The sequence below is a fragment of the Halobacillus dabanensis genome (assembly GCF_900114165.1).
Classification (GTDB): Bacteria; Bacillota; Bacilli; order Bacillales; family Halobacillaceae; genus Halobacillus; species Halobacillus dabanensis.
Genome location: NZ_FOSB01000006.1, coordinates 171532 through 183712, shown reverse-complemented (window position 1 = coordinate 183712; position 12181 = coordinate 171532). Strand labels below are relative to the sequence as shown.

The 12181-nt window shown below is 42.1% G+C and carries 13 protein-coding genes; 8 read left to right on the top strand and 5 right to left on the bottom strand.

The features are described from left to right. Positions 1-27 precede the first annotated feature (27 nt). Positions 28-1221: a formate-dependent phosphoribosylglycinamide formyltransferase gene (purT, locus tag BMZ58_RS12035; RefSeq protein ID WP_075036804.1), complete on the top strand. Its 1194-nt coding sequence runs from the start codon at positions 28-30 to the stop codon at positions 1219-1221. A 240-nt stretch (positions 1222-1461) separates the two neighbouring features. Here purT and BMZ58_RS12030 read toward each other — a convergent pair whose 3' ends face one another. The 4 genes from BMZ58_RS12030 to BMZ58_RS12015 form a co-directional block, all read right to left on the bottom strand. Beyond that, positions 1462-1614, bottom strand: coding sequence for an aspartyl-phosphate phosphatase Spo0E family protein (locus tag BMZ58_RS12030; RefSeq protein ID WP_075036803.1), 153 nt, complete (start codon positions 1612-1614; stop codon positions 1462-1464). 189 nt (positions 1615-1803) lie between these two features. Beyond that, positions 1804-2379 (bottom strand): hypothetical protein, encoded by a 576-nt coding sequence (locus BMZ58_RS12025; RefSeq protein WP_075036802.1) that lies wholly within the window; start codon positions 2377-2379, stop codon positions 1804-1806. A gap of 259 nt (positions 2380-2638) precedes the next feature. Further along, on the bottom strand, positions 2639-2980 hold the full coding sequence (locus BMZ58_RS21145; protein WP_167360071.1) for a DUF5412 family protein: 342 nt from the start codon (positions 2978-2980) through the stop codon (positions 2639-2641). Positions 2981-3277: 297 nt separating this feature from the next. After that, positions 3278-4420, bottom strand: a complete 1143-nt coding sequence (locus BMZ58_RS12015) for a glycosyltransferase family 4 protein (protein ID WP_075036800.1) — start codon at positions 4418-4420, stop codon at positions 3278-3280. Positions 4421-5022: 602 nt separating this feature from the next. On the opposite strand from BMZ58_RS12015, the gene BMZ58_RS12010 reads away from it, so the two are divergent. Together BMZ58_RS12010 and BMZ58_RS12005 are read left to right on the top strand one after the other, a co-directional pair. Next, on the top strand, positions 5023-5547 hold the full coding sequence (locus BMZ58_RS12010; RefSeq protein ID WP_075036799.1) for a DinB family protein: 525 nt from the start codon (positions 5023-5025) through the stop codon (positions 5545-5547). 354 nt (positions 5548-5901) lie between these two features. Then, positions 5902-6954, top strand: a complete 1053-nt coding sequence (locus BMZ58_RS12005) for a dipeptidase (protein WP_075036798.1) — start codon at positions 5902-5904, stop codon at positions 6952-6954. A gap of 580 nt (positions 6955-7534) precedes the next feature. Here BMZ58_RS12005 and BMZ58_RS12000 read toward each other — a convergent pair. After that, positions 7535-8458, bottom strand: a complete 924-nt coding sequence (locus BMZ58_RS12000; protein ID WP_075036797.1) for an aldo/keto reductase — start codon at positions 8456-8458, stop codon at positions 7535-7537. Between the two features lie 97 nt (positions 8459-8555). On the opposite strand from BMZ58_RS12000, the gene BMZ58_RS11995 reads away from it, so the two are divergent. The 5 genes from BMZ58_RS11995 to BMZ58_RS11975 all read left to right on the top strand — a co-directional run bounded on the left by BMZ58_RS11995 (position 8556) and on the right by BMZ58_RS11975 (position 12177). Next, entirely contained in the window at positions 8556-9101 is a 546-nt protein-coding gene (locus tag BMZ58_RS11995) for an NUDIX hydrolase (RefSeq protein WP_075036796.1), read from the top strand. Beyond that, on the top strand, positions 9098-10252 hold the full coding sequence (locus BMZ58_RS11990) for an endonuclease Q family protein (protein ID WP_075036795.1): 1155 nt from the start codon (positions 9098-9100) through the stop codon (positions 10250-10252). The genes BMZ58_RS11995 and BMZ58_RS11990 overlap by 4 nt, the downstream gene beginning before the upstream one ends. A gap of 72 nt (positions 10253-10324) precedes the next feature. Next, complete coding sequence (gene spoIIM / locus BMZ58_RS11985; protein WP_075036794.1) at positions 10325-10963, top strand: stage II sporulation protein M; 639 nt, start codon at positions 10325-10327, stop codon at positions 10961-10963. Positions 10964-11074: 111 nt separating this feature from the next. Continuing rightward, positions 11075-11551: a ferric iron uptake transcriptional regulator gene (fur, locus tag BMZ58_RS11980; protein ID WP_075036793.1), complete on the top strand. Its 477-nt coding sequence runs from the start codon at positions 11075-11077 to the stop codon at positions 11549-11551. Positions 11552-11958: 407 nt separating this feature from the next. Then, positions 11959-12177, top strand: coding sequence for a YqzK family protein (locus BMZ58_RS11975; RefSeq protein WP_075036792.1), 219 nt, complete (start codon positions 11959-11961; stop codon positions 12175-12177). Positions 12178-12181: the final 4 nt, after the last annotated feature.

Genomic DNA, 12181 nt, shown 5'->3' with positions numbered 1-12181 from the left:
AACAGAAACATTCAGGGGGATTGTCATATGTGTGGAGCACCGAACGGGATTTTTTCGAAAAAAATGATGCTATTAGGGTCAGGAGAGTTGGGGAAGGAAGTTATAATCGAGGCTCAGCGGTTGGGGATAGAGACCATTGCCGTCGATCGATATAAAGGTGCGCCTGCCATGCAGGTAGCTCACCGCTCTCATGTAGTGGATATGTTGGATGGAGATGAGCTGCGTACAGTGATCGAACAGGAAAAGCCGGATTTTATCGTACCGGAGATAGAAGCGATCGCTACGGAAACACTCCTGAAGTTGGAGCAGGAAGGATACAATGTCATACCAACCGCCTACGCTACTAAATTGACGATGGATCGCGAAGGTATTCGACGGCTGGCAAGTGAAAAACTGAAACTTCCGACAGCGAAATACGAATTTGCCGACTCCTTAGAGGAATTAAAAGAAGCGGTCGGCAAGATTGGTACGCCGTGTGTAATCAAACCGATTATGAGTTCTTCCGGAAAGGGGCAAAGTCTATGCCGGACAGAAGCGGATATCGAGACTTCCTGGCAAGAATCCCTTGATAGTGGACGGGGGAAGAGCACCCGGGTGATTGTGGAGGAATTCATTCATTTTGATTCGGAGATTACACTGTTAACGGTTCGCTCTAGTAACGAAACATTCTTCTGTCCGCCCATCGGCCACCTTCAGCAGGATGGGGATTATATTCAATCGTGGCAGCCACATGACATGACAATGGAACACATATCGGAAGCCGAAAACCTGGCAAAAAAAGTAACCGATGAAATTGGGGGTTACGGGCTCTTTGGTGTAGAACTGTTTGTTACGGAAAATGGGGTATACTTCAGTGAAGTTTCTCCACGACCTCATGATACAGGGATGGTTACCTTAGTGACCCAGGAACTATCGGAATTTGCGCTTCATGTCCGGGCGGTTTTAGGATTTCCAATAGAGGAAATCTCACTCATTTCCCCGGGAGCCAGTCATGCAATCAAGGCAGCAGAAGAAAGCAAGGACTACCAAATTTCCGGCATGGAAGAAGCGTTGGCTGTACCTCACACGCAAATGCGTTTATTCGGAAAGCCTTCTACTAAAGTAGGCCGTCGCATGGGTGTGGTATTGAGCAAAGGAGAAAGTGTAACGGCTGCGTGCGAAAAAGCGGCAGAGGCAGCTTCCAAGCTTGATATAGGAATTATTCATACGAAAACGAAGTAGAGGCAATGAAAAGAGAAGGATCAATAAATTTTAACTAAACCTGGATGACAGTCAAAAGGGTGATGGAGAATAACTCCATCACCCTTTTGATTAACAACCTGGTTTCTCAATAATGTTTGTTTATATAAAAAGATAGTTCCCCGTTATTTACAGTTGGAACGTTGGTAAATCATGAGGAGATCATTTATCGTCTTAGCTAGCACAGAATCAATACTTACAGTGATAGCCTTATTAGAGTCATTAAAGAATAACGCGGTTTAATCTATTAAGCAAAGCATCAAGTTCTTGAGATATTTTCACAACATTATTGTAATTAGATCCATTTAGATAGGCATGATACATCATTTCTCTTTTTTCTTCAATTTGCTTTTTTAAGATATCACGGTTACTCATAACTATCCTCCTAAATCGATTTTGTATGAGTATTATAACTAATTTGGATAAGCGAGGGATATTCTAGTAAGAAAGTTCAAATAACTGTCACAAATTCAGTTCTTCAGGTCTCAAAATACGATAATAAAGGACAAATACTTTGAAAATCCAAGTGTTCTTATTAAGTGCCTTGTTGCACGAAAGCAATACTTACTTAGCGTGCTGTTTTGCCTTATTTACGGCTCTTCTAATTAATTTTGTAAACCAATAAGCAATAAATGCTATGCCCGCATCGATGAGGAAAAGGTATGTTTGATTCATGTCTTTATTGAATTCTGACAGGCCCCATTTGATTTCTATGCTTGCGAAGCCAAAAGCAAACATTGCGCTTAATAATAGAGTGTACAAATAGAAGTTCTTCTTTTTATTAGTACAATATTGATAAACAAGTAGAAAACCGACGGGGAGAGCAGAAGACGTCATACTTAGGGCCATCGGTAATACTGGTGTGAGAAAATAGGTGTGAATAAAATACCCATACCTTTCCAGTGCAAGATCAATATAAGTCCAGAGCATATGAACGGTGTATCCAAAGAAAAACAACTCAAACATTCTTTTTCTATCTACTGTAAAGTAAAGCAGGATCAGGGGAAGTACCAAAAAAGAAACGACAATCCAAAATTGCCATGTTCCCATGTTGGAATAAGTATTCCAATAAGAAGAGATGATTGAATTCAACTCTTCGCTTTTGTCGTTTATCCGGTCCCAATATTCCTCGTAATTCATAAACATCCCCCTAAAACATCGACATCAGTAGATAGTGTGTTCCAGAATTAGGAGGTTAATGCAAGGAGATTTTATTTTTACTGAAAATCAGCTCTTACGATATAAACCGAAAATTAAATTTTTATTGAATAAGATTATGAATTTAGCGGGAATTAAGCGTGTATAACACGCATTCCTTTAAATGGGATATAGTGTAAATCAGTAACCCTCCCATATTGAACCGTAATAGAGAGCTTGCTCCTGGCCTCACCTCCTCTTACTAATCATATCCGTACACTTCTCCCTTTTTCAGGTTCAATTCCTTGTTATTAATAATGACCACTTCTTCGCCTTGCCACTCTACATTTACTTCTTCCGTACGCTGCTGATAATAAAGTTTCTTTTTTGACCAGAGTGGCCCGTTTAATTCCCCGATAATTCCAAAAGTACCTGCTGCACCAGCATCAAAGCGATAAAAATCTATGACATACGCTCCGTCTGGTGACTTTACTGTTTTCAATTTTTCTTTAGCACCCAAAGAAGACAGGGAGATGGTAAGTAGGCTGCCAAGAATGAGTGCAGTCGTCAGCAATGCCGAAAGTGTAATCGAAAACCATGTCATTATTCTGGTACTGCGACCTTTTGCCGTAGAAGTATTTTTTATACTCCTTACTAATAACGCGATACTTAAAAGTAAAAATATATAAATGGGAGGTGTTACCCTCCAAAGATAATGGAAGTTGGCATAAAGAGAGAAGGCGGATAAAGCGATGAAAAATATGTTGAGTAGTAATAGACGTAAACTAGGTGATATCAAAGAAAGACTCCTTTACATGAATAGTACATTTACCATACCAAAAATATGGAAATCGTAAAGCGTAACAATGAGCACCCATTCAAAATAATGGAAAAAGAGGGTCTATTGATTGGTAGTGATTGTTTCGTTCCCAAGAACTGATTCATAGTCTAATAGAAGCTTTTTGAACACTTCCTCCCAGGAACGGCCGAGGGCCTCTTGTCTAGCGTTTTTGCTCATATTGGTTAACTTGACAGGGTTAGAAAGAAGGTGAATGACCGCTTCAGAGAAAGCTTGTGGATGGTCAGGTTCACAAAGGATCCCGGTTTTTTCGTTGTCTACGATTTCCTGTACACCGCCAGCTTTCGATACGATAGCGGGAGTTCCACTAGCGAGGGCTTCCAGGACGACATTTCCAAATGTTTCGGTTTTTGATGGGAAAATGAATAAGGTGGACCGGGCATAAATTTGAGAAAGTACGGTTCCGCTTATGTATCCGGTAAAAGTCATATTAGCTGGCGCTTGTTTTCTTAGCTGTCCGTACATAGGCCCATTCCCGACAAGGAGCCAGTGTATATGTTCATTGAGGTGAGGAGGAATCCGCCTGCTGACTTCCATAAGGATATCCAACCCTTTTTCAGGCGCAAGTCTTCCTACATAGGTTAATAGATAAGGAGCCGAAAAAGGGAATATATCGTTCTTCATAGAATTTGTTACTACTGGCTGGAACTGCTCACTATCTACCCCTCGCTTCCATAAAGCGATGTTAGGGAACCCCTGTTGTTCCAGTTCTTTTTTCGTTTGGATGGAGGGGACAAAAGTTTTCCTGAAGGATTGATGAAACCAGCGCATATACTTCCAGAAGAAGGGGGAAAGAAAGGAAAGTTTGTAATAGTCTAAGTATTGATCGAAGTGCGTATGATAAGAACCTACGATCGGTATGTTCATCTTTTTCCCGTAGTAAAGTCCTGCCAGTCCGATAGTGAAAGGGGTGACGATATGGATGAGGTCTGGCTGAAATGCTTCTAATTCATTTTTAATTTCTGATACCTTGAATAAAGCGAGTCGGCATTCAGGATATAACCAGAAAGGCAGACTGAAAAAACGGCGGATGCTTTCCGAGTAGTCTTGTTGGTCACTGGTGTCAGGGGCGAATAGCCGGTAAGTCACATCTTGTTTTTCCAGAAAATCCGTCCAGCGTTTCAACGTCTTTGCGACTCCGTTGACTTGGGGTTCATACGTATCCGTAAAAATCGCCACCTTCATACCTATACCTCTTTTCCTTTGCAAAGTAGGGCAGAACCTTCGCTATTTATCTATTCTATAGAAAAAAGGTTTATGCGGATGGTGAAGGAAAGAGGGGGAATCTTTACAGATATTTCATTTTATATGGAACGACAAAAAACCTGCGAATGCAGGTTTTGTCAGAAGAATATGGGGGGACTGCTGCGGTGGTTACGGGTAAGTATAGAGTTCGAATGAAGAAAGTCTTATAGGAGTTGTTGCATACTTATGCTGATTTTTTTGTGAGAGAATGTTGACTTACAGCTTTTAATAGAATTCTCTTGTCCTGATTTGTCAGCTTGTTCCAAATGCCCACTTTTATTTTCATCGTATTTTTTCCTCCTTATTAATAATGGGACTTACCAGCTTTTGGCGAACATTCACGGCCGCTTTGTTAATACTTAGCATATACCGTCATTTCATCAAATTTAAACAACAAAAATATCTACAAAATTCGATGGCAATGGGTTTTGGCAGCAGGGAATGGCTGATTATTGTCGAATATGTTAAAGGAGTGATGGAAAACTTGGAGGATTTCCTCTCAAAACCTGAAATATTGTAAAAAAGAAAAGGAGGAAGTTATGATGATTTCTTATCAAGTTCAATCAGAAAAAGGTTTTACAGACAAGATCGGTGAACTCGTGTGTATGCTTGAGCATTCCAGGGCGGTAACCATTACAGAAGTGGCTGAGCTCACACAGGAAGAACTTGATGAGTGTGAATCCGGTGGCAATTCCATCGGTATGCTTCTCTCCCATATCGCAGCGATTGAATATGTTCATCAAGTGATAAGCTTTGAACACAGGGATTTGACAGAGGAAGAAATGGAGGAATGGGGCCCCGCCTTAGAACTGGGGGAGAAAGCGCAACAAAAATACCATTCCTTATCGATCGATGAATATTTAGATGTAATGGAAGCCATACGGGACCAGACACTCGAGCTGCTGAAAGAAAAAGACGATGCCTGGTTATATGAAAATCGTGAATGGCCGAATGGCGTCAGTTATAATCCTTATTACCTTTGGTTTCATGTGATGGAAGACGAGATAAGCCATCGTGGACAGATACGATCCAAATTGAGAGCCTGGAATAATAAGGCTGCTTTATAAAACTGAAAAAGAGCCTGGCATCTTGCCAAGCTCTTTTCTTTTTCTATAGTAGCGGGATTTTCTTTCCGTATTCCACGAAGGGGCGGAGAGTATGTCTTCAACCTGGGGACGTTTTTATAAGGGAAAATTCCTCTGTAGCGGGAAAATCCACTGCTCCTATGTAGCTGCAGTCTTAGAGGTGTATTCGGGAGCATATGAATCATAACAAGGATTGTAATGTCCATGATGTCTTCAGGTAAGGTTGGATACCTAATCGCCCTCGAGGGAATCAAGTTTTATATAGTAATTCCGGCTTGTAGTTCTATCATTATCCAATATCCTCTGCAATCGATAGGGGTGGAAGGAGGAATTAGAGTGAAACACAAATTTATAGACGGTCATAACGATACATTGATGAAGTGTGAAAAAGGGGTCGGGTCTTTTTTCAAAGGAACGAACGAAGGTCATATTGATTGGCCGCGAGGGAAAAAGGCAGGATTTGCAGCTGGTTTCTTTGCTGTATTTTGTCCGAACCCGGATTCTGATCCACTTCCTGTCGCTTATTCAACGAAAAAAGGGTATGAAAAGCCGCTGCCCCGTCCTCTTGATTTTTCTTATGCCTATCGCTATACAAACAAAGTTATGGCCCGTTTCTTTCAATTAGAAAAAGAATCTGATGGTCGGTTCCTGGTGGCGAAGACGATAAAAGATCTTGAAAGAAGTATTCAAGACGACGATGTGATGGCCGGAATCTTACATATGGAAGGGGCAGAGGGGATCGATGAAAACCTGGACGCCCTTTCTGTTTATTATGAGGCAGGCCTCCGCTCTTTGGGACCAGTATGGAGTCGTGCGAACACATTCGGAGAAGGAGTCCCCTATCGCTTTCCCTCCTCGCCGGATACCGGACCAGGTCTTACAGAAAATGGTAAAAGACTTGTGAAGGAATGTAACAAACTGGGAATCATGATAGATCTCTCCCACTTGAATGAAAAAGGGTTTTGGGATGTGGCTGAAATTAGTGATCACCCGCTTGTTGCCACCCACTCTAATGCTCATGCCATTTGTCCCGTGACCCGCAACCTGACAGATAAACAGATAGATGCTATTGGAGCGTCCAATGGTCTCATAGGAGTGACGTACAGCATTAATCCAAATATGGTTACATCGGATGGTAAAAATAATGAAGCTGCGAAAATAACGGATATTACGGAGCACATCCATTACATTGTCGACCGAATTGGTATCGACCATGTTGCATTGGGGTCAGACTTCGACGGCACAAGAGTACCAACGATGCTTAAAGATGTCACAGGCGTTCCAAAGCTGTTCCACCAGCTGAAAAAGGAAGGATGGAGTGACGAGGACATTGAGAAACTTGCCTGCAAAAACTGGCTTCGTGTCCTTTCAGAAATATGGAAAGACTAATACCTCCTCCCAAAAACACCTTCCCCTATATAGCAAGATAATGTAAGACTCGATTTCGAGATGCGGGGGGTAGTTAAGGGTCGGTTGGGGATAAGTCGCTTTCCGCGGGGAAGACGGCAAGCCTCCTCGGGCTAAAGCAGCCCTGCGGGGTCTCGCCAGTCTATCCTTTCCCGCAGGAGGCTCCTCATCCCCCACCTTCCCTTGCCTATATGAGTTTCTCGAAATCGTATTTTAAGCTTGCTATTACAGAAAATCCATCGGCAGCAACCTTCCTGTAAATGAAAATAGTTTTAAGTACCTTTCTATCAAAGGGTGATTGGGAAGCTAATCGATATCCGTTCCCTGTTCTCTATGAGGATGATGTAACGCTCTATAGCAAGGCTTTTAACATGGGGGTAGGATAGGTTATGTGAAGCAGGATAATAAGATTAAATCTAGCTTTTTATGAGGCGATTTCGAGCCTTTTCCCGGAGCCCTAAACCCACCCTTAAGTCTCGAAACGGAGTCTTACAGAATAGGGAGGTTTAGTGCTGGGGAAAGTAAAAGGTGACGGGAAGGGATTCCCGCCACCTTTTATTGATCAAGAACGATGCTTTTGATAGGTAATAGCTTTAGTCAACGCCTGTAATTCATTGAAAGTCTGCTCACTTAACGGCTCTGCTTCAAGGTAGCGTAGATTATCCTCCAACTGTTTTACAGAACTTGCACCGAACACTGCCGTAGCGACAGTCGGGTTGTGTAAAACATATTGCAACGCAAGAGCTTCCGCGGACCGCTCATTATTCGTATAATCCTGCCATTTCTTAGAGATGGATAAAACTTCTTCCTGGCTATAATCCAGGAAACCATCTTCCGCTTTTGTTTTTGCTTTTTGTGGACCATCGGAGGACAGCATCCCTTTAGCTAGTGGACCGCGGGCGAGGACACTGATGCCATTGTCTGAGAGCAATTCCAACACTTCTTCTTCCGGCCTGCGATCCAGTGCGTTATATTGCATCATCACGCTGACAATAGTTGATTTTTTCACATACTCTTTAATAACATTCGGACGAATGGAAGAGATGCCGTATTCACGGATCAAACCTTCTCCTTTTAACTCTTCGAATGCTTCGATACTTTCATCGATCGGATCATCGATCGTACCCCCGTGCAGTTGATAAAGGTCGATATAATCGATGCCTAGACGGTGGAGGCTGTCTTTCACTCCTTCCTTAATGTGCGCTTTGGAAGGATCCCATGTCCAACCTTCCTGGCCTGGTGTGAAATTGTTGCCTACTTTCGTACCGATTAAAATATCATCACGGCGGCCTTTGACAGCTTCACCGACGATTTTTTCATTTTCACCGAAATTATAAAGGTCTGCGGTGTCTAAGTAATTGATTCCTGCATCTAAAGCTCGATCAATGATGTCCCGTGCTTTATCATGATCTGTACCGAGGGACATGCATCCGAGACTGATTTCTGATACGTATAAATTTGAAGATCCTAACTGACGTTTGTTCATGTAATCATCCTTTCTAATTAATAGTGTATCGGATTATTCAAAGTCGACGCCAGTCTTATGGTAGAATGACGATAGAAAACTTGAGAGGATGAGTATTTTGAAAAAATTCGAAGAAAAAACCTACGAATCGGAAACCATCTATAAAGGGAAAATCGTCCAACTAGATATCGACAGTGTTACTTTACCCGATGGACAGACATCTAAACGAGAGCTGATCAGACATCCAGGAGCTGTAGCTGTCATCGCTCTCACCGAAGAAGGGAAGATGGTCTGTGTCGAGCAATATCGTAAGCCGATGGAAAAAAGTATCGTAGAAATTCCAGCAGGGAAACTTGAGCCGAACGAAGCTCCTAAACCATGCGCCCTACGTGAATTAGAAGAAGAAACAGGGTATACTTCGGACGATTTGGAATTTGTCACTTCCTTTTACACTTCCCCAGGCTTTGCTGACGAAATTGTTCATTTGTACTTTACAGATAAAATCCGTCCATTAGAAAATCAGCCAGAGGGCGATGAGGATGAATTTGTGGAACTCATTGAATTGACAGTCGAGGAGGCAGAAGCTTTGGAAAAAGAAGAACGTATTCATGATGCCAAAACTGCTTATGCCATTCTATATTTGAAATTGAGAAATGCGTTATGATGTCCTCTTATTTTGTTGACCTTCACATTCATGTTGGTCGGGATTGGAATGGAAAACCTGTTAAAATCACTGGTTCAAAGAACTTGACGCTGACAAATATAGTGAAAGAAGCGAGCCGACGGAAAGGGCTGGATATGGTAGGGGTCATTGATGCCCAATCACCAGCTGTACAAGAAGAAATCAAACATTTGATTCGTATAGGAAAAGCGGAAGAATTATCCGGAGGCGGCATCCGTTTTGAAGATACCGTCTTGATTTTAGGATCGGAAATTGAAGTTTATGATGCTTCCTGCTCCGGGCCTGTACATCTGTTGTGTTATTTTCCGACATTAGAGAATATGGAGCATTTTTCTGCATGGTTGGCGGAAAAGATGAAGAATGTGAGCTTGAGTTCTCAGCGTTTTTATGGAACGGCAAGAGAATTACAACAGTATGTGAAAGAGCATGACGGACTGTTCATTCCTGCTCATATGTTTACACCTTTCAAGAGCTTGTATGGAAAAGGTGTAAGAAAGACTCTCCGGGAAGTATTGGACCCTGAACTGATTGACGCGGTGGAGCTTGGGTTGAGTTCAGATACCGATATGGCCAACTCTGTTGGGGAACTCTCTCCCTATACATATGTGACAAATTCGGATGCCCATTCCCTTGGCAACCTCGCCCGGGAATATCAGAAAATCCAAATGGAAGAACTGACCTTCGAAGAACTTCGTCAGGCCCTTCATGAACAAGAAGGAAGAAGGGTCCTTGTAAATTACGGCATGAACCCTAAGATGGGGAAATACCACCTCACCGTTTGTGGGAAATGCTTGACTAGAACAGATGAAGCATCGTGTGCCCATTGTGGTTCACGGAAAATCGTCAAAGGGGTTGCTGACCGGATTGATGAATTGAAAGAAGGAACACAAAATAGAAAACGTCCTCCTTATGTCTATCAAGTACCTTTATCCTCTCTTCCTGGGATAGGGCCGCGCACGTATGAAAAATTGATAGATAGATTTTCATCAGAAATGAATATATTACATGAAGCAACTCAGGAAGAACTAGAGAAAGTTGTCTCCCCGAGTATTGTGGAAAACATTCTCTCACTTAGAAATGGAACGATGGAAATATCGCCCGGTGGTGGAGGAAGATATGGAAGAGTGAAATAGAAATGTGGTCTACTTTTTCCTTTTCTCTCATAGAGTGGTCATAGACCGGTGAAGAGAAAGGTGGAGAAGTAGATGCAACAGGGTATGCCGATGGTACAAAGCGATGTTCGAGCACACATGAATATTTTCGTGTTCATTTTTGTTCTTTTCATTATGGGGATGGTTTTCGGAGCGGTTATCGTCAATAGTATGAATTTTGTACAGAAACAGGATCTTTTCTTTTACCTGAAGCAATTCTTTGAACAACAGACCATGATGGAAGGGACAGGTAAAGCGACACTGGTGAAAGATAGTATGCTTTACCACCTCAAGTACATGTCGTTGTTGTTTCTGTTAGGGATCTCCATTATCGGTATGCCGATCATAACCGTGCTCCTATTTATCAAAGGTCTTGTTGTCGGATTTTCGGTCGGGTTTCTAGTGAACCAAATGGGATGGTATGGATTGTTGATTTCATCCGTATCCATCGCCCCTCAAAATTTGGTCATCATCCCTGTGTATTTATTCGCTGGATCGCTCGCATTGATTTTCTCGTTGACCCTTGGTAAGCAATTGTTCATCCGCCGGGTCCACCAACCCATCCTGAAGGCGTTCGTAAGATACAGTGCACTATTCGGTGCACTCCTGGCCATTTTGATGGTTTCTTCGATTATTGAAGTGTTTATTAGTAACACTTTTCTCGAATATGTAGTGAAATGGATATATAAATAAAAGCAATTAAATAAGAATGATTATTGTTAACAGATTAAAATAATTATAATTTGACACTCGTTCTGTCTCTGATTATAATGAAGTTGGTATTACGAGGGAGGGACGAACGATATGGAACATCGTATAGAGAAAATCAAAAAACAGCTGCATTCCCAGAGTTATAAGCTTACGCCACAAAGGGAAGCCACTGTCCGGGTACTATTGGAAAATGAAGCAGATCACTTGAGTGCGGAAGATGTTTACCTCCTCGTAAAAGAGAAAGCACCAGAAATTGGTCTAGCAACCGTCTATCGAACATTAGAATTACTTTCCGAATTAAAAGTAGTAGACAAAATCAACTTTGGAGATGGCGTCTCTCGTTATGACTTGAGAAAAGAAGGTGCCGAACACTTTCACCATCACTTGGTCTGTATCGAATGTGGATCAGTGGAAGAAATTGAAGACGATCTTTTAGGAGATGTTGAAAAAATCGTTGAAAGTCAATGGGGCTTTGAAGTAAAAGATCACCGCCTGACTTTCCACGGCATTTGTCGTGTGTGCCAAAAGCAGGCAGTTGCTGCATCATCCGCAAAATCTAATGAAAATTAATGAGCGAGCCGCTATGAACATACATAGTGGCTTTTTATTTTACTGATTTTCTGGAAAATACTAGAACACGCAAACTCGCTTCTTGATATAATAAGAGTAAGGAACGGAGGGGGATGAGTCGCTTTCCGCGGGGAAGGCGGCAACTGAGACTCACCGCACTCCCACGGAGAGAGTGGTTCCCAAAAAAACATTCGTATGGCTAAAGTAAGTGATTCTGCATTTTCTTAAATCTCTGACTCTTGTATTTTTATTTACAAATGGACCAAAATCGTGTAGGTTAAAGCTAGATGGGGCATATCTCTTTGGAAAACGTGTCATTTGCAATGTTTTCTTCCATACTTCTACGTATATTTGTAGGGATTTTAGGCATATCCTTTACAAAAAGGTACGGAAGTGAGGGGAGCTGCATGACTCGTCTGCGGAACAGTTTAAGAGATTTGATCAAAGTCCTCATTGTCTTCACCGTTTGTACTTGTGTATTTTATATGGCTTTACGGATGGTGCACGAAGAGTATGAGAGGCAACATCGATACGATCCTCCCGAGGGAACGGCTATCAAAGTCTATCAGCCCGTAGAACAGGAGTGGACGGATCGGCTGTCAATATTTTTCCAACTAGGAGAGTAGATGG

Bases quoted from the DNA above. Each gene is read 5' to 3' on its own strand.
- BMZ58_RS12010 (WP_075036799.1), top strand. From the start codon at position 5,023: ATGATTTCTTATCAAGTTCAATCAGAAAAAGGTTTTACAGACAAGATC.
- BMZ58_RS12015 (WP_075036800.1), bottom strand. From the start codon at position 4,420: ATGAAGGTGGCGATTTTTACGGATACGTATGAACCCCAAGTCAACGGA.
- BMZ58_RS11990 (WP_075036795.1), top strand. From the start codon at position 9,098: ATGATGTCCTCTTATTTTGTTGACCTTCACATTCATGTTGGTCGGGAT.
- BMZ58_RS12000 (WP_075036797.1), bottom strand. From the start codon at position 8,458: ATGAACAAACGTCAGTTAGGATCTTCAAATTTATACGTATCAGAAATC.
- BMZ58_RS12030 (WP_075036803.1), bottom strand. From the start codon at position 1,614: ATGAGTAACCGTGATATCTTAAAAAAGCAAATTGAAGAAAAAAGAGAA.
- BMZ58_RS21145 (WP_167360071.1), bottom strand. From the start codon at position 2,980: ATGACATGGTTTTCGATTACACTTTCGGCATTGCTGACGACTGCACTC.
- purT (WP_075036804.1), top strand. From the start codon at position 28: ATGTGTGGAGCACCGAACGGGATTTTTTCGAAAAAAATGATGCTATTA.
- BMZ58_RS12025 (WP_075036802.1), bottom strand. From the start codon at position 2,379: ATGAATTACGAGGAATATTGGGACCGGATAAACGACAAAAGCGAAGAG.
- spoIIM (WP_075036794.1), top strand. From the start codon at position 10,325: ATGCAACAGGGTATGCCGATGGTACAAAGCGATGTTCGAGCACACATG.
- fur (WP_075036793.1), top strand. From the start codon at position 11,075: ATGGAACATCGTATAGAGAAAATCAAAAAACAGCTGCATTCCCAGAGT.
- BMZ58_RS11975 (WP_075036792.1), top strand. From the start codon at position 11,959: ATGACTCGTCTGCGGAACAGTTTAAGAGATTTGATCAAAGTCCTCATT.